This window comes from Stenotrophomonas sp. SY1 (assembly GCF_021202945.1).
Classification (GTDB): domain Bacteria; phylum Pseudomonadota; class Gammaproteobacteria; order Xanthomonadales; family Xanthomonadaceae; genus Stenotrophomonas.
In genome coordinates this window covers 1161762-1184384 of the sequence record NZ_JAJOYR010000002.1, presented here as the reverse complement: position 1 = coordinate 1184384, position 22623 = coordinate 1161762, and the positions used below count along the sequence as shown (strand labels likewise).

General features: G+C 64.8%; 22 protein-coding genes. 14 read left to right on the top strand and 8 right to left on the bottom strand.

What is annotated here, in order from left to right; translation table 11 throughout:
• Positions 1–26: 26 nt before the first annotated feature.
• Entirely contained in the window at positions 27–965 is a 939-nt protein-coding gene (locus LR961_RS16905; RefSeq protein WP_232151097.1) for an HPP family protein, read from the bottom strand.
• On the opposite strand from LR961_RS16905, the gene LR961_RS16900 reads away from it, so the two are divergent.
• From LR961_RS16900 to LR961_RS16875, 7 genes are all read left to right on the top strand, one after another.
• Positions 958–1368, top strand: a complete 411-nt coding sequence (locus LR961_RS16900) for a hypothetical protein (protein ID WP_232151096.1) — start codon at positions 958–960, stop codon at positions 1366–1368. The two genes, LR961_RS16905 and LR961_RS16900, sit on opposite strands and share 8 nt — an antisense overlap.
• Complete coding sequence (locus LR961_RS16895) at positions 1365–2084, top strand: TorF family putative porin (RefSeq protein ID WP_232151095.1); 720 nt, start codon at positions 1365–1367, stop codon at positions 2082–2084. The genes LR961_RS16900 and LR961_RS16895 overlap by 4 nt, the downstream gene beginning before the upstream one ends.
• 286 nt (positions 2085–2370) lie before the next feature.
• Entirely contained in the window at positions 2371–3663 is a 1293-nt protein-coding gene (gene bioA, locus LR961_RS16890; RefSeq protein WP_232151094.1) for an adenosylmethionine--8-amino-7-oxononanoate transaminase, read from the top strand.
• Complete coding sequence (gene bioD / locus LR961_RS16885; RefSeq protein WP_232151093.1) at positions 3660–4310, top strand: dethiobiotin synthase; 651 nt, start codon at positions 3660–3662, stop codon at positions 4308–4310. Before bioA ends, bioD begins: the two co-directional genes overlap by 4 nt.
• Positions 4311–4426: 116 nt before the next feature.
• Positions 4427–4717: a hypothetical protein gene (locus LR961_RS16880; protein WP_232151092.1), complete on the top strand. Its 291-nt coding sequence runs from the start codon at positions 4427–4429 to the stop codon at positions 4715–4717.
• 129 nt (positions 4718–4846) lie between these two features.
• Entirely contained in the window at positions 4847–4972 is a 126-nt protein-coding gene (locus tag LR961_RS19295) for a hypothetical protein (protein ID WP_269670739.1), read from the top strand.
• A gap of 220 nt (positions 4973–5192) precedes the next feature.
• A complete protein-coding gene (locus tag LR961_RS16875; protein ID WP_232151091.1) occupies positions 5193–6206 on the top strand; it encodes an OprO/OprP family phosphate-selective porin in 1014 nt (337 codons plus the stop codon).
• Positions 6207–6423: 217 nt separating this feature from the next.
• Here the strand turns inward: LR961_RS16875 and LR961_RS16870 are convergent, their stop codons facing one another.
• Positions 6424–6813, bottom strand: coding sequence for a DUF6165 family protein (locus LR961_RS16870; RefSeq protein ID WP_232151090.1), 390 nt, complete (start codon positions 6811–6813; stop codon positions 6424–6426).
• 146 nt (positions 6814–6959) lie between these two features.
• Here LR961_RS16870 and LR961_RS16865 point away from each other — a divergent pair, with 146 nt between their 5' ends.
• A complete protein-coding gene (locus LR961_RS16865) occupies positions 6960–7388 on the top strand; it encodes a hypothetical protein (protein ID WP_232151089.1) in 429 nt (142 codons plus the stop codon).
• Between the two features lie 179 nt (positions 7389–7567).
• Here LR961_RS16865 and LR961_RS16860 read toward each other — a convergent pair whose 3' ends face one another.
• Positions 7568–7765 carry a heavy-metal-associated domain-containing protein gene (locus LR961_RS16860; RefSeq protein WP_232151088.1) on the bottom strand — a complete coding sequence of 66 codons (198 nt, stop codon included), beginning with the start codon at positions 7763–7765 and terminating at the stop codon, positions 7568–7570.
• A 204-nt stretch (positions 7766–7969) separates the two neighbouring features.
• Here LR961_RS16860 and LR961_RS16855 point away from each other — a divergent pair, with 204 nt between their 5' ends.
• From LR961_RS16855 to LR961_RS16840, 4 genes are all read left to right on the top strand, one after another.
• Positions 7970–10468, top strand: coding sequence for a heavy metal translocating P-type ATPase (locus LR961_RS16855; RefSeq protein ID WP_232151087.1), 2499 nt, complete (start codon positions 7970–7972; stop codon positions 10466–10468).
• Positions 10469–10480: 12 nt separating this feature from the next.
• A complete protein-coding gene (gene cueR / locus LR961_RS16850; protein ID WP_232151086.1) occupies positions 10481–10948 on the top strand; it encodes a Cu(I)-responsive transcriptional regulator in 468 nt (155 codons plus the stop codon).
• A gap of 214 nt (positions 10949–11162) precedes the next feature.
• Entirely contained in the window at positions 11163–11744 is a 582-nt protein-coding gene (locus LR961_RS16845; protein ID WP_232151085.1) for an Ax21 family protein, read from the top strand.
• Positions 11745–12216: 472 nt separating this feature from the next.
• The gene (locus LR961_RS16840; protein ID WP_232151084.1) at positions 12217–12675 is read left to right on the top strand and encodes a hypothetical protein; all 459 of its coding nucleotides are present in this window, start codon (positions 12217–12219) and stop codon (positions 12673–12675) included.
• A gap of 125 nt (positions 12676–12800) precedes the next feature.
• On the opposite strand, the gene LR961_RS16835 is transcribed toward LR961_RS16840, so the two are convergent.
• Positions 12801–13274 (bottom strand): DUF1456 family protein, encoded by a 474-nt coding sequence (locus LR961_RS16835; RefSeq protein ID WP_232151083.1) that lies wholly within the window; start codon positions 13272–13274, stop codon positions 12801–12803.
• Positions 13275–13439: 165 nt separating this feature from the next.
• Here LR961_RS16835 and LR961_RS16830 point away from each other — a divergent pair, with 165 nt between their 5' ends.
• Complete coding sequence (locus LR961_RS16830) at positions 13440–13754, top strand: DUF6122 family protein (protein ID WP_232151082.1); 315 nt, start codon at positions 13440–13442, stop codon at positions 13752–13754.
• Between the two features lie 135 nt (positions 13755–13889).
• Here the strand turns inward: LR961_RS16830 and LR961_RS16825 are convergent, their stop codons facing one another.
• Together LR961_RS16825 and LR961_RS16820 are read right to left on the bottom strand one after the other, a co-directional pair.
• Positions 13890–14339, bottom strand: coding sequence for a hypothetical protein (locus LR961_RS16825; RefSeq protein ID WP_232151081.1), 450 nt, complete (start codon positions 14337–14339; stop codon positions 13890–13892).
• A 98-nt stretch (positions 14340–14437) separates the two neighbouring features.
• Positions 14438–15649 (bottom strand): FAD-dependent oxidoreductase, encoded by a 1212-nt coding sequence (locus tag LR961_RS16820; RefSeq protein ID WP_232151080.1) that lies wholly within the window; start codon positions 15647–15649, stop codon positions 14438–14440.
• 317 nt (positions 15650–15966) lie between these two features.
• On the opposite strand from LR961_RS16820, the gene LR961_RS16815 reads away from it, so the two are divergent.
• The gene (locus tag LR961_RS16815) at positions 15967–18381 is read left to right on the top strand and encodes a DUF3772 domain-containing protein (protein WP_232151079.1); all 2415 of its coding nucleotides are present in this window, start codon (positions 15967–15969) and stop codon (positions 18379–18381) included.
• Positions 18382–18493: 112 nt separating this feature from the next.
• On the opposite strand, the gene LR961_RS16810 is transcribed toward LR961_RS16815, so the two are convergent.
• Entirely contained in the window at positions 18494–20596 is a 2103-nt protein-coding gene (locus LR961_RS16810) for a phosphoglycerol transferase I (RefSeq protein WP_232151078.1), read from the bottom strand.
• 318 nt (positions 20597–20914) lie between these two features.
• Positions 20915–22567, bottom strand: a complete 1653-nt coding sequence (locus LR961_RS16805) for an AarF/UbiB family protein (RefSeq protein ID WP_232151178.1) — start codon at positions 22565–22567, stop codon at positions 20915–20917.
• Positions 22568–22623 lie beyond the last annotated feature (56 nt).

Below are 22623 nucleotides of genomic sequence, written 5' to 3'. Positions count from 1 at the left end.
GTCTGCGCGGCAACGGTTGGCTGCGTTCAGTCGTTGCCGAGTTTGATCCAGCGGCCACCTTCGCGCGGTTCCACCTCGAACCGCGCCCACTGCCGCAGCTCGTCGGCGGTGGCATGGCCGATGCGGCCGATGCCGTCACCAGCGACGACGGCGTAGACCAGGCGCTCCGGCAGGGGGCCGTCCAGCGCCGGTGTCACCGAGACGCGACGCACGCTCCACGCCCGGCCCAGGCGGCCGTTGCTGTAATAGTGGCCGGGTTCGATCAATGCCGGGTGCAGTGCATCGCGTTCTGCGTGCTGCTTGGCCAGTTCGAGCAACTCGGTGAGGTTGTCTTCGGTGATGTCGACGAAGGAGTTGAGCTGGCCGATGGCCGCGTGGAAATCTTCCTGGGTGAGGTCGATGCGGCGCTGCGCCGGGGCAACACTCACCGCGCGCTGGCGCCGCCGATGCAGGTGCACCGGATAACGTCGCCACGCAAAGCAGGCGTTGAATGCCACGCCCGCAAGCAGGATGGCCGCAACGTTGATCGCCACCGGAGTGAGCAGGTACTGGTAGCCCAGCGCATGCACCTCCGCGCCGCCAATCACCGCCGCCAGCGCGGTCGCACCGCCGGGTGGATGGATGCAACGCAGGTAATGCATCGCGCCCACGGCCAGGCCCACGGCCAGGGCGCCGGTCCAGGCCTGGTCGGGCGCCAGCATCTGGCAGCTGACGCCGATGAAGGCGGAAACCCCGTGCCCGGCCAGTACCGGCCACGGTTGCGACAGCGCACCATGCGGCACCGCGAACACCAGCACCGCCGAGGCGCCCATCGAAGCGAGCAGGATGGCGCCACCGGCATTGCCGAGGAAGCCATGCGGGAAGACCCAGTGGGTCAGCTGGTACACCACCGTGATGCCGATCAGCGCGCCGAGCGCGGAGATCCACTTTTCGCCGTGGCTGGTCTGGTTGCGTTCGATGCTCAACCAGTTGCGCAGCGGTTCGAGGCGTAGAAGCGAAGGCATGGGCAAAAGGGCGGGTGCGGGGGGCGCCATTCTGCATGCAATGGTGGCGGCAGTAACGTACTTTTCCGGGCCACAGGCCTTGCCGCTGATGCGCATTGGTTGGGTTGACATGCCGTTGGCGCAGGCGTTGCCGGCCTGGGATTCAGGATTCGAGGCTCGGGATTCGGGATTTGTGAGCGCGACTTCAGGGCCCAGCGTGTTGTGGTTGAGGAGAGCGTCGCTTTCCCTGCTGATCGCCAATCCCCTGCTTTTACGAACATTTGACGCCACCACGCAGCCCTCACCATCGCTGGTTTATGGGCCTGAGCGAAACAATTTCCGTCTCGCCACGCAGCCTGCGTGGCTGCTACGGAAAACCCGATGAAATTCACGATCAATAACCGGCGCGCCCTGCGCCATGTTCCCGTGTTGTGTGTGGTCATGGCCTGCGCCGGCATGACCGGCACTGCCGCCGCCTACCAGGTTGGCGGCAGTGCCACTCTTACCAGCGACTACGTCTGGCGCGGCTCCACCCAGACCCAGGGCGATGCCGCCGTGCAGGCTGGCTTCAAGGCCGCTACCGACAATGGCTTCTATGCATCGGCATGGGGCTCCAACGTCGAGTTCGCGCCGGAAACCCACGCCAGCAGCGAGCTGGATTTCACCGTGGGCTGGAGCGGCAAACTGGCCGACGACTGGGCGCTGGATGCCAACGTGCTGCATTACCACTATCCGTCCACCACGGTGGATCTGAACTGGACCGAGCTCAACAGCACCGTGACCTGGAAGGACAACTACTGGTTGTCGCTGGGCTGGTCGTCCGAAGCCCTGGGCACCACCCAAGATGGTCTTTACAGCCTGATCGGCGCGCGCCTGCCGGTGAACGAGAAGCTGCGCCTGGAAGCGATGGCCGGCTACTACAGCTTGCAGGACGTGCGTGGCGGCGGTTACGCCCACGGCCAGGTCAATGCCATCTGGGCCTTCGCCGCACCGCTGGAACTGCGTGTGAGCGCGCATGCCACCGACAGCAAGGCCAAGGCGCTGTTTGGCGAGGACTACGCCGGCTCGCGCTGGGAAGTGGCCTTGCAGGGCTCGTTCTGAACCCACGGGCCGGTTCAAGAACCGGCCCGTTACGCCCGGCCGCTGGAGAAGGCCGCTGCCGGGCGGTGCTGGACGGGTTGCCAGAGGGCGACGGGCTTGGAAGTCCGTCCTCCTGGTGCTGCGTGGGGGCCGGGAAAGCCCGGCCTTTCGGGGATGCGCAGCGCCATGCCAAGCGCGGGGCTGGCGATGGCAACCCGTCGGTGCGTCGGCGCGCATGCGCCGGCGCGGCGGAGGGGGTAAGGTACGCCCCCTGCAAGCCGCCCCCCGCGTGCTGTGACCGACAACGATGTTGATTGACCCGTTCGACCATGAACATCTATGGCACCCGTACAGCGCGCTGCGCGGCCCGGTGCCGGTGTTGAAGGTGGCGCGCGCCGATGGCGTGCTGTTGCAGCTGGAGGACGGCACGCAGCTGATCGACGGCATGGCCTCATGGTGGTGCGCCATCCACGGCTACAACCATCCGCAACTCAACCAGGCCGCGATCGACCAGCTTGGGCGGATGTCGCATGTGATGTTCGGTGGGCTCACCCACGAGCCGGCCATCGCCCTGGGCAAGCTGCTGCTGCAGATCGTGCCGCAGGGGCTGGATACGATCTTCTACGCCGACTCCGGTTCGGTGTCGGTGGAAGTGGCGCTGAAGATGGCCATCCAGTACCAGGCCGCGCGCGGCATGCCGCAGCGTTCCAACATCGCCACCACCCGGTCGGGTTACCACGGCGACACCTGGAACGCGATGTCGGTATGCGACCCGGTCAATGGCATGCATGGCCTGTTCGGCGCGTCATTGCCGGCGCGCGTGTTCGTACCGGCACCGCAGACGGCGTTCGATGCGCCCTGGGACCCTGCCGATATCGCGCCGCTTGAACAACTGTTTGCCGAGCGCGGCGATGAACTGGCTGCCTTCATCATCGAACCGGTGGTGCAGGGCGCAGGTGGCATGCGTTTCTATCACCCGCAGTACCTGCGCGAGCTGGCACGGCTGTGCCGCGCACACGATGTGCTGCTGATCTGCGACGAGATCGCCACCGGCTTCGGCCGTAGCGGCCGGTTGTTTGCCTGCGAGCATGCCGGCATCAGCCCGGACATCCTGTGTATCGGCAAGGCGCTGACCGGCGGCTACATGACGATGGCGGCAACGCTGACGCGTCGCGACATCGCCGATGTGATCGCCGGCGGCGAGCCGGGTGTGTTCATGCATGGGCCGACCTTCATGGCCAATCCGCTGGCCTGCGCGGTTGCGTTGGCGTCCACCCAGCTGTTGCTGTCGCAGGATTGGCAGGGCCGGGTTGCCGCCATCGAGAACGCGCTGCGGGAACGTCTGGCACCGGCCCGTGCGCTGGCGCAGGTGGCGGACGTGCGCGTACTGGGCGCCATCGGCGTGATCGAACTCAAGGCATCGCTGCGGCTGGAACGCATCCAGCAGCGCATGCTGGAACAGGGCATCTGGATCCGTCCGTTCGGGCGACTGGTGTACGTGATGCCGCCATATGTGATCAGCGATGCGCAGCTGCAACAGCTGTGCGATGGCATGGTTGCGCTGGTGGCCGGACTGGAAGCGGAGGACATGCGCGCATGAGCGGCCAGGTGATATTCGTCAGCGGCATCGATACCGAGATCGGCAAGACCGTGGTGACCGGCTGGCTGGCCCGGCAATGGGCAGAGCAGGGTGTCGATGTCATTACCCAGAAGCTGGTGCAGACCGGTTGCGTGGGCGCATCGGACGACATCCTGTTGCACCGGCGCATCATGGGCTGCGGCCTGTTCGAAGAAGACCGCGACGGCACCACGATGCCGGCGTTGTTCGCCTACCCGGCATCGCCGCATCTGTCGGCACGCCTGGAGCAACGCACGCTGGATCTGGATGTCATCGCGCAGGCCACCGCGCGTCTGTGCGAACGTTTCGGCAGCGTGCTGGTGGAAGGTGCCGGTGGCCTGATGGTGCCGCTGACCGAGCAGCTGCTGACCATTGATTACGTGGCCGAACGTGGCTGGCCGGTGCTGCTGGTGACCTCCGGCAGGTTGGGCAGCATCAACCACACGCTGTTGTCATTGGAGGCACTGGCCGCGCGCGGCATCGCACTGCATGGCGTGGCCTGGAACAGCCGTGATGACAGCAACGACGACGTGATCGCAACCGACAGCCGTGATTTCATCCGCACGCATGTGCGCCGCCATTACCCCGATGCGCAGTGGTACGACGTGCCGCGTCTGGATCTGGCCTGACTGAGGACATCGCTGCTGACCAAACATGTCGACAGCGATGACTTTCCTCTCGCATGTATCGTCGGCAAGGAGCGGGTGTGGTACTACTCGACGACAATCAAGGAAGGAACCTAACGATGACATTTGCGTTTCCCGCTTTCCACGAAACGATTGTTTCCGGTGTGCATACACCTGCATCCGTAGCGGCCGCGATGCGGCGTTCGGGTTGGGCGCGGGTGCAGGAACAGAAAGAGAGCGTCACGTGCAGGGTGGGTTTCAGCGCCTGGTCTTTTGGGGAAACCATCACTGCTTCCTTTGCATCAGGTCGACTGGCATTGCGTAGCAGCTGCATCCTGCCAACCCAGTGCATCGACTGGGGGAAGAACCGGCGCAACATCCTCCATTTGCTGGATGTGTTGGGTACCTGAACCGGTGCCGCCGTGTCCGCATCGCGATGCACTGGCTTGATTTTCTTCTTGAGGGACCTCATATCTGCCCCTTGGATGAAACAAAAGGGGAGGCTTATGGAAGCCGACACGACTGGAAGGGTCCAGTGCATGAAGTGCAACGCGGTCTACGAACCGGCAATCAAGGTGCTTGAGCGGGTGTGCCCGCAGTGCCTGTCGATCAAGACCGTCGCGCTGGATGCCGGCGAACTGCCTCGCGGCAGCAACGCTGGTTGAAGCATCTGCAATGCCCAACGTACAAGGCCAGGCCCATGCCTGGCCTTTTTGTTTGCCTGTGGACCGTGAATGCGGCTCCGATTGACCCACGTCAGGGAAGTGCCGTCAGTGCCTGCCGACAATTGACCGCAATCCGGCGAGCAGGCAGCCGGTGGCAAGTCCCACTGGACGCTGAAGGCTGCCCGTAGCCGGTTGAACCACTGGCCCAAGGAGAGCAGTCATGCAGTTTGTAAGCCGCAGCGCGTTGGGCGCTGCGTTGGCGACGCTGTGCATGCCGATGATGGCAATCGCACAGGACGAACCGGCCACACGGATATCCACGCAGATTTTCATCAACGCAAGCCAGCTTGATCGCGACGGTGTAGTCACCGACGACGAGGGTTTGGCGATGGACCTCAAGCGCACCTTCATCAACGTGGACCATCGCTTCAACGAGCGTTGGTCTGCGCAGGTCACCACCGACGTGCAATGGCTGCGCAACAGCGATCCCACCGACGTGTGGCTGCGCCATGCCTATCTGCAACGCAGCTTCGGCAAGGGCAGCTGGCTGCGCATCGGCAATGCGCCGACCCCATGGATCGCGATGGAATCGCAGCGCGAAGGCTTCCGCTACGTGGACGCGGGGCTGATCGCACGCACCAAGATGGGTACGCCCGCTGATTACGGTCTGCATGGTCAGTACAGCCATGGTGATCTGGTCTACACCGCTTCGGTGGTCACCGGTGGTGGTTTCCAGAAGCCGCGTCTGGGCAACCGTGCCGACCTGGAAGCGCGGGTGGGTTGGACGCCGTTGAAGGGCGTGGAACTGGCTGCCGGCGGCTATCGTGGTACCCGCGCGCAGGACTCCGGCGATCTTCCGCACGAACACACCGCGCAGCGCTGGAATGCGATGGCCAGCTGGGTGGGGGCGAAGACGCGCGTGGGCGCGCAGTACTTCCGCGCGCAGGACTGGACCCGCATCACCAAGCCGGGCAGTGACGACCAGCGCGGCTGGTCAGCGTGGAGCAGCTACCAGTTCAACCCGCAGTACGCGGTGTTCGCGCGTTACGACGATACCCGCATGAGCCTGGACATCGATCCGCGCACCCGCGAGCGCTATCAGCAGGCGGGCGTGGAGTGGAAGCCGAACAAGCATCTGCGCCTGGCGATGGTCGGCAAGCGCGTGGAGCAGGAATCGGCGAAGAAGAAGCTGGAAAGCCACGAAGCGGGGCTGTGGGCGCAGCTGGCGTTCTGAGGGAAATGCCGGCTCGAAGCCCGCGCCCTTTGGGGGCCCGAAGAGTTTGAAGTCCTTCACCGGCAGGCGGATGAGGGGTTGGGGTGAGGGCAGCTTGAACACGCCCAAGCCCACAAGCAAAGGCTGCCCTCATCCGGTGCTTCGCACCACCTTCTCCCGCCAGAGGGAGAAGGGAAAAGGCACAAGCTTCAAGAACTCAAAAGCCCAAAGCCCAGCCTCACTCGCCCTGGTACTGCTTCTCTTCCACCAGCGCCGAGCCGGCCACGCGGTTGATCTCGTTCTTCACCGCCACGCGCTCGCCGTTGGTGCCGTATACGCCACGGGCCAGGGTGATGAACTCAGCACCGAAATCCTGCGCCGCCTCCTTGTCGCGCAGCTGGTCCTGGATGTCCCACATGCGTTCATTGATTGCCTTGAGCTGATCCATCAGTGCCGTCAGCGTCGGGCGCGTGGCCTGTTGTTCCAGCCACAGCGGCCACAGGCCATCCAGTTCGGTGCGCACGTTGGCCAACTTGGTCCCGTCGGTGATGCGCTCTGCCTTGATCTGGAGAATGGTGATCTTGTCGATCAGCTCGCCGATCGATACCGGAGTGAGGATGGTCTGCACGTTGCTGCTGCCGCTTCAAAGGTGGCGCCAATGATAGCGTCCCGCCACCACCGGTATGGTCACAACGGTTGCCGATGCATCTGCATTGGCGCCCGTGCCGGTGCAGTGCGCACAATGCGGCCCGGTTCATCCATTGGGAGCAAGTGATGTCGCTGATTTCACGCCTGGCCGCCGTGTTGCTGCTGCTGGCCGTATTTGTAGTCCCGGCCCGGGCCGATGACGGGGCGGCGTTGCAGGGCGCCTGGCAGCTGCAATCGGGCGAATTCATCAATGCCGAAGGCGCGCTGGTGGATTACGCAAGCCAGAAACTGGCCGGCACCAAGCTGCTGGCCGATGGCCGTTTCGCCTTTACCACCACCAGCGACGGCAAATTCTGGGCGGGTGGCTCGGGCACCTACCGTGCCGAGGGCAACCGGTATGTGGAAAGCCCGTTGATGGCGTCCTACCCACTGGAGAACGGCGGCAGCTACGAGTTCCGCTACACGCTGGAAGGCGACGTATGGACGCTGGAGCGCTGGCACGGCGAGCGCCGTGTCGAGCGTGAGGTGTGGAAGCGGGCGCCGGCATCGCGTTGATCACCCCCGGATAAGCGGCGCTTATCCTGGCGGCGCAATGCAGCAGCAGATGCCTCGCAGAAGCGGCTTCAGCCGCGAAGCTGTAGTGCCATCCGTCGCTGCGGACAACAGCAACGGCAGGCACGAAGATTGTTCCATCAATCCCAGCTTCGCGGCTGAAGCCGCTCCTGCGCGGTGGGTCAGGCCACTGCCTTCGGCGGGAAGCCGGCGCTATCGAGCGCCTGGGTGAAGCGCTCCAGCGGTTGGCTGGATTGGATCGTCACGGTCCTGGCCGGCACGTCGATCTCAACGACCGCCACCGGGTCGATTTCCTTCACAGCGGCCGTCACGCTGCGTGCGCAGCCACCGCAGGTCATGCTCTGGATATGCAGTTTCATCGGTTTTCTCCATTGAGGGTGGAGAAAGGCTGCGGCTTGCCACGGTGGCAAGGTCAACAGGCCGTGAGTGAATGAAGGCACACGCTCGGCGCGCCTTGTGCTCTCGTTCATTTCGCCCGCTTCTTCACCCATTCCTGCCCCTTGACCCTGCCATCGTGGGAACCTTTAAGGTGCCCGGCAACGACAGGAAGATGGAGAAAGCCGATGGCGAGCACGGCAGCCCCGGGCAAGATAGGGCCGGGTGAGAGCACCGAAGAACTGATGATCGAGGGCATGACCTGCGCCTCGTGCGTGGGTCGTGTGGAACGCGCGCTGGCGGCGGTGCCGGGTGTGCGCCAGGCCAGCGTCAATCTGGCCACCGAGCGCGCCAGCGTGCGTACCGATGGCCCGGTGGCGCGTCAGGCCTTGATCGATGCGGTGAACAAAGCCGGCTATGAGGTCACCGCGCAGGCGCCGCTGGAACTGGAGATCGAAGGCATGACATGCGCGTCCTGCGTGGGCCGTGTGGAGCGTGCGCTCAAGGACGTGCCCGGCGTGCGCTCGGCCAGCGTCAATCTGGCCACGGAACGCGCCAGCGTGCAGGGCGATACCGGGCTTGACCCGGCAGCACTGGTCGCGGCCATCGCCAAGGCCGGCTATGTCGCCAGGCCGCTCGACGGTGCGATCAGCAACGAGGACACGCAGGCCAAGCGTCATGCCGACGAACTGCGTGTGCTCAAGCGCGATTTTCTGCTGGCAACCGTACTGACCCTGCCGGTGTTCGCGCTGGAGATGGGCGGCCATCTGGTGCCGGCCTTCCACCACTTCATCGCTGCCAACATCGGCATGCAGAACAGCTGGCTGCTGCAGTTCGTGCTGACCACGCTGGTACTGGTGTTCCCGGGCCGCCGCTTCTACGAGAAGGGCATCCCGGCACTGCTGCGCGCCGCGCCGGACATGAACTCGCTGGTGGCGGTCGGCACGCTGGCCGCTTATGGCTTCTCGCTGGTGGCCACCTTCGCACCGCGGCTGCTGCCGGCCGGCACGGTCAACGTGTATTACGAAGCCGCGGCGGTGATCGTCACCTTGATCCTGCTCGGCCGCATGCTTGAGGCCAAGGCCAAGGGCCGTACTTCCGAAGCGATCAAGCGCCTGCTCAAGCTGCAGGCCAAGACCGCGCGCGTGCGCCGTGATGGCAGCGTGGTGGAGCTGCCGCTGGCACAGATCGTCAGCGGCGACGTGATCGATGTACGTCCCGGCGAGCGCATCGCGGTGGATGGCGAGGTGATCGACGGCGACAGTTATGTCGATGAGTCGATGATCACCGGTGAGCCGGTGCCGGTGCAGAAGACCGCCGGCAGCGGTGTCGTCGGCGGCACCGTCAACCAGACCGGCACGCTGGGCGTGCGCGCCACCGCCGTGGGCGGAGCCACCGTGCTGGCGCAGATCATCCGCCTGGTCGAACAGGCGCAGAGCGCCAAGCTTCCGATCCAGATGCTGGTGGACCGCATCACCCTGTGGTTCGTGCCGGCGGTGATGGGCCTGGCGCTGCTTACCTTCGTGGTGTGGTTTGCATTCGGCCCGGAGCCGGCGCTTACCTTCGGCCTGGTCAACGCGGTGGCGGTGCTGATCATTGCCTGCCCGTGTGCGATGGGCCTGGCCACGCCGACCTCGATCATGGTCGGCACCGGTCGTGGCGCCGAACTGGGCGTGCTGTTCCGCAAGGGCGAGGCGTTGCAGCTGTTGAAGCAGGCGCAGGTGGTGGCGGTGGACAAGACCGGCACCCTGACCGAGGGCCGTCCGGTGCTCACCGATCTGCAACTGGCCGAAGGCTTTGAACGTGCCCGCGTGCTGGCCCAGGTGGCGGCGGTGGAAGACCGCTCCGAGCATCCCATCGCCCGTGCCATCGTCAATGCCGCACAGCAGGAACAGTTGCAGCTGCCGGCGGTGGAAGCGTTCGAATCGGTGACCGGTTACGGCGTGCGTGCCCAGGTGGGCGGCGCGCGCGTTGAAGTGGGCGCGGACCGCTTCATGCAGACCCTGGGCCTGGATGTTGCCGTGTTCGCGAACGCTGCACAGGCACTTGGCGAGGAAGGCAAGACGCCGTTGTACGCGGCCATTGATGGACGGCTGGCTGCGATCATCGCGGTCTCCGACCCGATCAAGCACGACACGCGCGCTGCCATTGCCAGCCTGCACGCGCTGGGCCTGAAGGTGGCGATGATCACCGGCGACAACCGCCGCACAGCAGAAGCCATCGCGCGCCAGCTGGGCATCGACGAAGTGGTGGCCGAAGTGCTGCCCGAAGGCAAGGTCGAAGCCGTGCAGCGGCTCAAGGCCGAGCACGGTCATCTGGCTTACGTGGGTGATGGCATCAACGATGCCCCGGCGCTGGCCGCAGCCGACGTGGGCCTGGCCATCGGCACCGGCACCGACGTGGCCATCGAGGCTGCCGACGTGGTGCTGATGTCCGGCAGCCTGCAGGGCGTGCCTAATGCGATTGCACTGAGCAAGGCAACGATGGGCAACATCAGCCAGAACCTGTTCTGGGCGTTCGCCTACAACACCGCATTGATTCCGGTGGCCGCAGGCGTGTTGTATCCGCTGTGGGGCGTACTGTTGTCACCGGTGTTCGCGGCCGGCGCGATGGCGCTGTCCTCGGTGTTCGTGCTGGGCAACGCATTGCGCCTGAAGCGCTTTGTCGCACCGCAGATGCAGGCATGAGGAGTACAGGCAATGCATGAGGGTATGAACATCGGCCAGGCCGCCAAGGCCACCGGCCTGTCGGCCAAGATGATCCGCTACTACGAGGACACCGGCCTGTTCGGGCCGGTGGCGCGCACCGAGGCCGGATATCGCCTCTACAGCCCGCGCGACATCCATACGCTGGGTTTCATCAAGCGCTCGCGCGACATGGGCTTCAGCGTCGAACGCATCGCCGAACTGCTGCAGCTGTGGCAGGACCGTTCCCGCCACAGCGCCGACGTCAAGCGCATGGCGATGGAGCACGTGCAGGTGCTGCAACAGCGCATCGCCGAGCTGCAGGACATGGTGCGCACGGTGCAATCACTGGCCGAGTGCTGCGCGGGTGATGATCGTCCTGACTGCCCGATCCTGCGCGATATCGAGACCGGTGTACCGCTGCATGACACGCCGCTGCCCACCCAGTTCGGCAGCGGCATGGGCAGCAAGGCACCACGTTGATATGGCGTGGTGGATGAATGAAGTTGGGACGACGCGATGCTCGCGTGCATCGCGCGTGCCAGAAATGACCTGAATACAAGCCAAAAAACGCTGTATTCGAGGAGGTGCGGTTTCAGGAAGGGTTGTGGCGCATAACGGAAAAATTACATCCGGACGCAAAGCAGGCTTCCCTGCAATGCACGCCATAAAGTCTTTATCCAGAAGGTGTACCCCCATGAAGAATTCGTTGATTGCCCTGGCGCTGGTTGCCGCCCTCCCGTTCACCGCTTCGGCAGCTGAAGGCCTGTCCTACAACTATGTTGAAGGCAACTACGCCAAGACCGATGTCGGCGTTGATTCCGAAGCTGATGGTTGGGGCGTGAAGGGTTCCTACAGCGTGCTGCCGAAGATGCACGTGTTCGGCGAATACACCCGTCAGGAAACCGACTTGGGCAAGATTGACGTTGACCAGTGGCGCGTTGGCGTTGGCTACAACCAGGAAATCGCACCGAGCACCGATTTCATCGCACGTGCGGCTTACGAGAAGTTCGACCCGAAGGTGCGTGACGGCCTGGACTTCAACGGCTACAGCGTTGAGACCGGCCTGCGTACCGCTTTCGGCAAGCATGCCGAGGTGTACGTGATGGCAGGTTACGAAGACTTCCAGAAGAAGCACGGCATCAACCCGGAAGGTGACTTCTACGGCCGCCTGGGTGGCCAGGTGAAGTTGAACCAGAACTGGGGCATCAATGGCGACATCAAGATGACCGGCAACGGCGACAAGCAGTGGACCGTCGGTCCGCGCTTCAGCTGGTAAGAAGCAGCGTCATCGCGAGATGGAAAGGCCCGGCATTGCCGGGCCTTTTTGCGTTTGGGCGTTTGTGGCAATCGCTGTCTCAGCGCTGGAACCAGCAGCGTCCTCACCCCAACCTCGCTCCGCGCCCCGGCCCTTGCGCTGACGCAAGGGCGTTCAAGAAGACGCGAACCGGTGGTTTGCAAGCGCCCTCTCACCCCGCAGGCAGAAGTGTGGCCATTGCATTGCGAGCCGCTGCATTTCTGGCCTCTTCGGTAATCGGAAAAGGGCTGCTGCGCCGTGAGTCGTCGCATTCCGGGCCATTCTCCTGTGAACGGGAGAGGTCCACTGCACTATGCGCTGCTGCGTTCCGAGTCCCTCTCCCGCAAGCGGGAGAGGGGTTGGGGTGAGGGCCGCTGCCGCTTCTGTCATTCAGTAGTAACAAAATTGCAGCATCGTGCGCATCGACCGGCATTGGCCGGAAGGAATTGCCGCCATGAAGATCCGCCTGCTGCTCACCGCTTCGCTGATGCTGGCCACACCGCTGGCCTGGGCGCAACGCGATTACCTGCCCATCGAACAGCGCCTGAGTGCCGAGCAGCTTCAACAGGTTGGTCTCAGCCCGCAGCAATTGCAGTTGCTCAACCGTATGCTCAGTGACGCCCAGGCGGCTGCGCCCGCAGCGGATGCCGTACCGCCAGCCGCGCCGGCGATGCATATCGGTCTTGAGGAAGGGCCCGTGCACAGCCAGGTGCAGGGCACGGTGGATGGCTGGGAGCCGGGCACCGTGTTCGTATTGGCCAACGGCCAGCAGTGGAAGGTGCTGAAGGGGCAGATGCGCCTGCGTCAGAGCCTGCAATCGCCGCAGATCGAGGTGGTGCCGGGTATCGCCGGGCGCTGGTTCCTGCAGGTTGACGAGGACCTGCCCAAGGCGCGCGTCTACCGCGTGCTTTGAAACTTCCTTCGCCCGTTGGGAGAAGGTGCCCGGAAGGGGGGACGAGGGTAGGGCGCGTTGCTCCTTCCGTACCCTCTCCCCAACCCCTCTCCCGGAGGGAGAGGGGATAGTGGCTTGCGGGGCAATCAGCCCGCCGGGCGTACCCGCTGGGTCAGGCCCTTGAGGAAGTTGCGCAGTGCCTGGTCGCCGCATTCGCGGTAATTCTTGTGGTCCGGCTGGCGGAACAGCGCCGACAGCTCCGGCTTGGACATCGGGAAGCCGGCCGCTTCGAAGATGGCGTGCATGTCCACGTCCTTCAGTTCGAAGGCCACGCGCAGCTTCTTCAGCACCAGGTTGTTGGTGACGCGCTTTTCCGGCGGGCGCTGCGGCTGCGATTCGTCGCGGCCACGGTAGTGATAGATCAAGCCATCCAGGAAACGCGACAGCACCGCGTCCGGGCAGGACTCGAACAGCGGCTCGTCGTCCTTGCGCAGGAAGTCGTGTACCTGGGCCGCGTCCACGGCGAAACCGGGATCGGCCAGATGAATGGTGTCCACCACCATGCCGTCGCTGAGATCGAGCATGTAGCGGATGCTGCGCAGTACGTCGTTGTTGATCATTGCCACTCCAGAACGGCCGCGCGGAACCCTCCGGCGGCCGCGTAGTGTAACGCCGCGCCTTGCCGGGGCCGTCTACAATCGGCCGATTCAGCGGAAAACAGCCCCCATGCATACCTTTGCCCCCTGCACACGCCGGGCCGTCAGCCTGGCCGCGGTGACCGGTCAATGAGCCTGCGCGCGATCTTTCACCTGTGCCTGCACGCGGCGATACCGGCGCTGCTGGCATGGCTGTTCTGGCGCCCGCAGTTCGCCAGGGCGTGGATGCTGCTGTTGTTGGGCTGGGTGATCGACCTGGACCATCTGCTGGCCGATCCGATCTATGCACCGAACCGCTGCAGCATCGGTTTCCATCCGCTGCACACCGCGCCGGCCATCCTGGTCTATGCCGGCCTGACGGTGCCCAAGCGCACGCGCCTGTTCGGCATCGGCCTGCTGCTGCACATCACGCTGGACGCCATTGACTGCGTGTGGATGCGCTGAGGCCGGGATTGGTGGCTCGGGATTGATGGAGCACAGCCGTGCGCGGCTGAGGCACTGCCGGGAAGGCCCATGCCCAGCATGGCCCGGCACTACCGGGTGCATCTGCCGGGATGACGCAGCGTCCGGATCCCAGCCTTACCAGCCGTACCAGGGGCCGGGCCCATAGCCCCGGCCGTAGCCATAACCGGGGCCGACGCCTTCACCCTCGCTGAGATGGATGTTCAGGTCGAAACGGCGGGTCTTGCCTTCGTCATTGGTGTAGTTCTTGCCCAGATTCAGGTCCACCGCACTCCAGTGGCTGTTGCCGAACGCCTTGGAGTAGCCGATGCCGGTGCTGAGTGCGCCGTGCACCTGGAGCTTGTCGTCCACCACCACGTCGGTGCCGGCCGCATCCTTTTTGGGCAGGCCACGGCCGCTGTGGTCGCCGTAGTAGGTACCCGGAGCGTCGGACTGGTAGGACGGGTCGCCCAGGTAACGCAGTGGCTCCTGCGGCACGCTCAGATCCAGAGCGCCGGGGGACGGGCTCTGTGCCAGGGCCATGGCCGGAGCCAGCAGCAGGGCGGGGATGAGGGACGTTCGGATCATGACGGAACCACTCCGGGGCGCTTGCCGCGCCGTGGATGGCGAGGTTTCCTGAACGCTAGCAGAAAAGGTTTGAACGATGGCTGTCGTCGCCGGACCGCTCAACCAAGCCGCTGGAACGAGAACAGCCGCGCCAGCGGATGCGGGCGACGTTCGATGGCAGCACGCACCAGACCGGCGCCGAGCATCGAGTAGGTGATGCCATTGCCGCCATAGGCCATCGCGAACTGGACCCGCGGCCCCCACTGCGGGTGCGCACCGAAAAACGGCAGGCCGTCGTCGGTTTCGGCGAAGGTGCCGGCCCACGCGAACGCGGGCTGCAACGGCAGCCAGGGAAACAGGTGACTGGTCTTGGTCACCAGTTTGTGTGCCTTGTGCTGTACCCGCCGGTCGCGCCGTGCCGGCACGTCGATGGCATCGTCCTCGCCGCCGATGAGCAGGCGTTGGTCGTCGGTGGCACGCAGGTACAGATAGGGGCGGGCGGTTTCCCACAGCAGCGTCCGCTGCAGCGGGCCCAGCAGTTCATCCGGCAATGGGTCGGTCACCAGTGCGTAACTGCTGCGGTTGCGGGCCACGTTCTGCCTGATCCAATGCTGGCTGGCGTAGCCGGCGGCCACCACCAGCTGCTTGCAGCGGATGACGGCGCCGGCATCGGTGCGCGCACGTACCTGGCGGCTGCCCACCTCCAGCCCGGTCACGCAGGTGCGGTCGTACACCTGGCCACCGCGCCGGCACAGGCGCATCAGCAGACGGTAGGTCATGCGGTAAGGGTCCACGCGCGCGGCCAGGCTGCTGACGATGGCACCGGGCGCGGTGAAACCGTATTCGGCGTGCACGCCTGCGGCGTCAAGCCAGCGCACGGGCAGACCATGCTGGTGGCGCAGTTCGTATTCTGCGATCAGTTGCTTGAGATCACGCCGCCTGCTGGCGAAGTACAGGCTGTCGTTGCGTTGGAAGCCGATGTCGCGCAGGCGCGTGGCCAGATGCTGCAAGGCCACGACGGCCTCGGCACAACTGCGGTACGCCAGCAATGCCTGCTCCAGGCCATGGCGGCGTGTCAGTTCCAGCAGCGGCGTGTCGATTTCGTACTGCAGCAACGCGGTGCTGGCAGCGGTGGAGCCCCAGCCGATGTCGCGCTGTTCAACCACCGCCACGTCGTGGCCGTGGTGGTGGAGGTGGTCGGCGATCAGTGCGCCGGTGATGCCGCCACCGATCACCAGCACATCGCATTGCAGGTCGCGCTGCAATGGCGGGAAGGCATGCATCAGTCCGTTGCTGATCGCCCAGTACGGGTAGCCGCTTTTCAGATCCATGGGGATGCCTGCGCGTTGTACATGACGAGCTATAGGCCGTGTCGGGTGAACGTGGTGTTGCGGTGAGGCTTTGGGCAGCGCGGATTCAAGGGCTGGGGGCGGCGTAGGAGCAGAGGCTTCCCCCATCCGCCCTTCGGGCACCTTCCCCGCAAGCAGGGGAAGAGAAGGTGTTGGCTCCGGCTTCGATGCGGACGCCTGCGGTTGCCTGTTTCCAGCTTTCCTGGTGCTCACTCCGCTACAACGCTCACTCCTGCTTCTGCCGGGCTGATTTATAGTCCGCAGCAGGCGCGGTGGTCCGCGCGGTCCGGTGCACCGTCTTGTTCAAACAACGCTTCTTCCTGCCGCTGCGTGCGGGGCTGTTCGTCTTCTTCATGTTGGCCGTGGGTGCAGCGTGGGCGGCACCGGAGACGAGTGGCAACGCCGGTACGCCGCAGGCGCGCATCGAGCAGGCGTCCAGCGCGCTTGATGCGGTACAGCGCGCATTGAACGACGCTGATTCGGCCGAGACGCTCAAGACGCTGTCCGAACGTGCCCTGCAGGCCCAGCGTGATGCGGAGGCCAGCGTGCAGGCGCTGCAGCCGGATCTGGCGCAGATGGATGCGCGCATCGAGCAGTTGGGGCCGGCGCCGGAATCCGGCGAGGAAGCCGACATCGCCCGCCAGCGCAAGGCGCTGGAACAGCAGCGCAGTGAGCTGGATGCGGGCGTCAAGCGCGGCAAGCTGCTGGCCGAAGACGCGCGGCAGCTGAGCGAATCCATCGAGAAAATGCGCGCCCAGCAGTTCAGCGAACAACTGGGGCGCAAGCTCGGTTCCCCGTTGTCACCGGCGTTGTGGCGCAACTTCGCCGAGCATCTGCCCGATGATCTGGACCGCGTACACGGCCTTTACCGCCAGGCGATCAGCGGGCTGACCCAGGCCACCGCCAAGCACGGTTGGGTGGCCCCCTTGACCGGGTTGGGACTGGCACTGCTGGTCGCATTTCCGTTGCGGCTGTGGCTACGTCATCTGGGACGTCGTTACGCCGCTTCCGGGCGGGCGCCCGATGGGCGCCTGCGCCGCACCGGCCTGGCAACCTGGTTGCTGCTGGTCGGCACACTCCTGCCAGGTATGGCCAGTCTGTTGCTGGTGAACAGCCTGCGCTCCATCTCCGCGATCGCGCCGCGTCTGGAATCGGTGGCCGATGCCTTTGTCGGCGCAACCTTCTTTGCTGCCTTCATTGTTTCGCTGGCATCCTGCCTGCTGGTGCCTTCACGGCCTTCGTGGCGGCTGTTCGATATCGAAGATGTCGGTGCGCGGCATCTGCTCCGCTTTGCCTGGGCGGCGGCGGGCGTGACCTGGGTGACGTTGCTGCTGCGTGCGGTCAACAATGCAGCACGCACCTCCCAGATCAGCACGGTGGCGTTCTATGGACTGATCGCGCTGATCTACGTGGCACTGATCATGGGCATGCTGGTGACGCTGGCGGCCCTGCATCGGCGCCGCGCGGCCGAGGCGGCCAAGGTCGAACAGGAAGAGAGCGCCGCAGCACATGCGCGCGCTGCCAAGCCGCCGCGCAGTGGCTGGCTGGTGCTGGTGCGGCTGGGTGGGCACGTGGCGGTTTTTGCCGCGTTGATCGCAACCCTGCTGGGTTATATCAACTTCGCCATGTTTGCCGCCCAGCAGATGGTGTGGATGACGGTGGTGGTGCTGGCGATATCGCTGCTGATGAAGTTCGCCGATGACTTCGCAACCTGGCTGCTGGCGCCGGAGAGCACCATCGGCCGCACGCTGCGCCTGTCCACCGGCCTGGCACCGTCACGCCTGGAGCAGGCCGGGGTGTTGCTGTCGGCGATGGTGCGGGTGCTGCTGGTGCTGGTGGGCATCACGGCGGTGATCGCGCCCTACGGCAATGTCAGCATGCTCTACAGCGGCCTGGAAACGATGGCCGGTGGTGGGCTGAAGATCGGCGACAGCGTGCTCAAGCCTTCGGCGGTGGTGTGGGCCTTGGTGGTGCTGGCCGGCGGCCTGGCGCTGATGGGCGTGGTGCAGCGCTGGTTGGTGGAAACCTATCTGCCCAAGACCCAGCTGGATATCGGTGCCCGCAATTCGATCAGCACCGTGGCGCATTACGCAGGCATCGTGCTGGCGGCCTTGTGGGCATTGGCGACATTGGGCATTGGCTTTGAAAAGGTGGCGCTGCTGGCCAGCGCGTTGTCGGTGGGTATCGGTTTCGGCCTGCAGGCGATCACCCAGAACTTCGTATCCGGTCTGATCCTGTTGGCCGAGCGCCCGGTGAAGATTGGTGACTGGGTGAAGATCGGCGACCAGGAAGGCGATATCCGCCGCATCTCGGTGCGTTCAACCGAAATCCAGGTGGGCGACCGTTCCACGCTGATCGTGCCCAACTCCGAGTTGATCACCAAGACCATCCGCAACATGACGATGGACAACGCGCTGGGCCGCATCCAGATCCAGTTCTCGGTGCCGTTGAGTACCGACGTGGGCAAGCTGCGCACGCTGATGCTGGATATCTACGCCGCCAACCCGGCGGTGCTGGAAACGCCGGCGCCATCGGTGCAGATCGATTCGATCAACGGCGGCATGATCGCGATCAACAGCTTCGCCTACGTCAACTCGGCGCGTGCGGTATACGGCACCCGCAGCGAGCTGCTGTTCGAACTGCTGCAGCAGACGATGGCCAACAACATCCCGTTGGTCACGCCCACCGATATTCATCTAGTGCGGGATTCCTGAAGCAGTGATGCGTGATTGGTGATTGGTAGAGCGGAGCCATGCTCCGCTGTGGCATTACCGGTATGGCGGTTGCCGAGCGTGGCTCGGCACTACCGGATCTGAAATGTCTGCTTCAAGACCGTGGATACACCGTTTCGGCCGGCAGCAACGCGTAGTCATCCACTGCCAGCTGCTCGGCGTGGTTGAGCCATGCGCGGATTTCCAGGTCATCAATCGCGTGGTCCAGCCCCAGCGGCATGCGGATGCGGCCTTCGCTGTCCGGCTGCACCCACTGCTGGGCGATCACCACTTTGCCGCTGGAAGACACCGCTTCCACCCAGAACGGCCGCGTCGGGCGCTGCGCCGCGTACAACTCCAGCACGTACTGGCCGGGGCCAGTGTGGCGCGGCTGGCGGCTGATCATGCGCGACTGGCGCACGCTCGGGCGTGGGCCGGTGAACGGCTGCAAGGGTGAGTCGATGGCGATGCCACGGCGCAGCTGTGCATCACGGAACAGGCGCATGCCCTGGTCGCTGTCCACCAGCAGTGCGCACCACTGGCCATCGGCCGAACCATCCTCGAACGCCGTGCAGCGGTCCACGTAGGCCAGGCGATGCTCCGGATCGGCTTCCTCGAACTTGCGCGAGGTGTTCTCCAGGTACATCGACTTGAGCTGCCATTGCTTGTCGTACTCCAGCAGCACCGGTGGCTGCACCTTCTGCACACCGACCAGTACCTGTTCCTGCTCCAACCGCAGCATGCGGGTCTGTTCACCGAGCCACAGCGAGCGCGCGAACGCGCGGTAACGTGCGTAGTCGCTGCCATCGCCCTGCATCGCGGCGACGCTGGCACTGGCCGGGCGTGGCGTGGCCAGCAGCGAGCGGCCGAAGCCGATCGCATCGATGGACGGATCCAGCAACTGCAACGCGGTGGCGCCCGAGTCCAGCGTGGTGCCGGCCTCGGCCTGGATCTGGCGCGGTGCGATGTCCTTGCCCAGGAACAGCAGCAGGTTCTCGCGTTGCTGCCTGGCCAGCACGTGACTCAGGTCGTTGGGCATGGCCAGATGGTCGGAGGCCAGCACGACCAGCGTGTTGTCGCCGAACTCGCTGCTGCGGATGCGGTCGACCAGCCGGGAGATCAACCGGTCAGTGCACTTGAGTGCATTGAGCAGGCCGATGTTGCCGTGCGTGCTGCGGTAGCGCGTGCCCTTGCAGGCCACCGGCAGGTGCCCGGCCGGATGATGCGTGTCCATGGTCAGCGCGGTGAGCATGAATGGCTGGCCGGCGCGCGACAGCTCCATGAATTGCTCGAATACGCTTTCCAGCAGCACATCATCGTGCACGCCCCAGTTGGAGAAGTGCTTGCGGGCGATGCCCTGCTGCTGGAACCAGGCCAGGTCGCGCACGTCATCGAAGCCGTGCGAGGAGAGGAAATCCGCCTTCGCCGCGAACTGGCCGTTGGCGCCGCCCATGTAGTGATTGCGGTAGCCCTGCTGCTTGAGGTAATCGCCCAGGCAGAACGCCTCGGGCAGGAAGCTGCCCATGCGCCCCATGCTGTTCTCATCGCCCTGCGCGGTGGTCAACGGCACGCCGCACATGGACGACACCAGCCCGGCGATGGTCCAGCCGCTGCCGTCGGCGGAGTCGATGTTGCGGAAATCCAATGCCTGCGCGGCGAGACGGTGCAGGTTGGGCATCAGCCCCGGAAACACTGCTTCGTCCAGATAGGTGCGCTCCAGGCTTTCGCCGTAGATCCAGACGATGTTCGGCTGCCGTGCAAGCGGCTTGGAGGGGACGATGTACTGCGGCGCCACCGCGCTGTAATCCACCGGCTGCATCTGCTGGTAGATGCGCTTGGCATCGGCGTAGAGCGGACTGCTGAACATTGCCGCCAGCAGCAGTGCGGCAAACCCGGCAAATACCGGTGCACCGCGTCGCGCAAGGTGCAGGCGGCGTACACGCAGCAGCAGCATTGGCGTGAGCGAGATCAGCACCAGCACCAGGAAGCTGGCGATGTAGGTGCCGAAATCACCGACGCCGGCGCCTTCCATGTCGCTGCGCAGGTGATAGAGCGTGGCCGAGTTGATGCCGTCGCCGCTGAGACGATCAATCAGCCACCAGCTGCTCAATGCCAGCAGCAGCAGCGATAACAGTCCGGCCTTGAGTCGGGCCAGGGTGGGGGACAGCAACAGCAGGACGACCAGTGCAGCCAGCGAGGGCCAGAAGATCCAATGCATGCAGTCATTCGGGTAGCGGAGACGATGATCAGCGACCGCAGCCGCCGCTCTGTTTCACGTACGCATTGCATGCGTGTGACGAAGAGGTGCCCGATGGTGCATGCACGAACCTGACTGAAATGTTCTGGATGAATTGCGATGTAGTGAGATGTGCGGAGAGGGAGTGGCGGGTGGCAGGACGGAGCCAAGCTTCGTTTCAGCGTTGCCGGAGGGTCGGTGCCGGGCATGGCTCGGCACTACCGGATAAGTGGGTTGAATGGCCGGTTTGCTGATCGTGCGCTGCGCTTCATCCCAGCCTGGCAATCCCCAATTCCCGCATCACCGATGCCCGCGCTCTTCGCGTTCGCGCGAACGTGTGCGTCGATCAAACAACAGCGAACTGAAGATCAAGCCCACGCCAACCACCACGCCCAGCAGGAACAGCACGATCGCAAAGGCGGGATAGCCGAACAACGTGTAACGGGTGGGTACCTGCATCAGCAGCACCGAGGACAGCAGCAACGCGGCGGTGATCAGCCCGGCGGCGATGCGGTTGGCGACTTTCTGGATGTTCTCCATCAGCCGCGATTCCTCCAGCCCGGTGACCTTCATCTGCAGGCGGTTTTCGGCCAGCAGACTGAGGATGTCGAACATGCGCCGGGGGCCATCACGCAGCAGTTGCTGCAGTTCCATCGCCTCGCTGGCCAGGTTGGCGCGCGACAGCGATTTGCGCAGGCGCGCACGCACCACGTGCTGCAGCTGCTGCTCAACCACGTTGCGCGTGTTCAATTCTGGCGCCAGCAGCCGGCACACGCCTTCCAGGTTCAACAACGCCTTGCCCAGCAGGCTCAACTCCGGCGGTGTGCGCAGATTGCTGGCGGTGGCGATGCGGACGATCTCCAGCACCACATGGCCTTCGGACACGGTGCCGCTGGCGGCATAGCGGGCGATCATCTGCCCGGTTTCACGCAGGTGGCGTTCCTCGTCGTAGTCCTCCAGCCGTGTGCTGATGGCGATGATTTCATCGGCCACTTCTTCACCACGTCCATCGACAGCGGCAAACAGCAGCTTGAGCAGGTGTTCGCGCAGGCGTGGTGGCACGTGCGCGACCATGCCCAGGTCGAAGATCGCCAGGCGTCCGTCGGGGGTTACCCGCAGGTTGCCCGGATGCGGGTCGGCGTGGATCTCGCCGTGCACGAAGATCTGGTCCAGGTAGCCACGCACCAGTGCGGCGGCCAGCGGCAGCATCGGTTGTTCGGTGCGACGCACGTCGGCGATCGCATCCACGCGCACGCCGGGCACCAGATCCATCGTCAATACGCGACGGCTGCACAGGCTGCCAACCGGCTGCGGCACCCACAATTCCGGGTATGGCGCCAGGTGCCGGCCAAAGCGCTCCAGGCTGGCGGCCTCGGCTTCGTAATCCAGCTCCATGCGCAGGGTCTTGGCGAACTCATCCAGCCAGTCGGAGAACCGCACCTTGCGGCCGACCCGGGTGAGGTGGTCGGCGGCACTGGCAAAACTGCGCAGCACACCGATATCCGAGCGCAGCTGCGCGGCGATATCCGGCTTCTGCACCTTGATGGCCACCTGCCGGCCATCGTGCAGTTCGGCGCGATGGACCTGGGCAATGGATGCACAGCCCAGCGGTTCAGGGTCGAACCACAGGAACAGCTTGCTGACCGGCGCGCCGAGGTCTTCTTCGATGACGGTGCGGATGTGTTCCACCGGAACCGGCGCAACCTGCTCCTGCATGCGCTCCAGCGCGGTCACGTATTCCTGCGGGATCATGTCCGGCCGCGTGGACAGCAACTGGCCGAGTTTGACGAAGGTGGTGCCCAGCGCTTCCAGGTCGGTGACGAACTGGGTGGGATCACCGGTGCCGGGCTGCTTGCCCAGCCGCGGCAATTCGCCGTCGAGCACGATGCCGGAGAACACGCCCGAGTTCCGGTAACGCAGCAGCAGCCGCACGATCTGCTGGCGCCGGTTCATGCCGCCCACGGGCGTGGGGCTGTCGTTGGCGTCGGGGGTACTCAAACGGGGTGCCT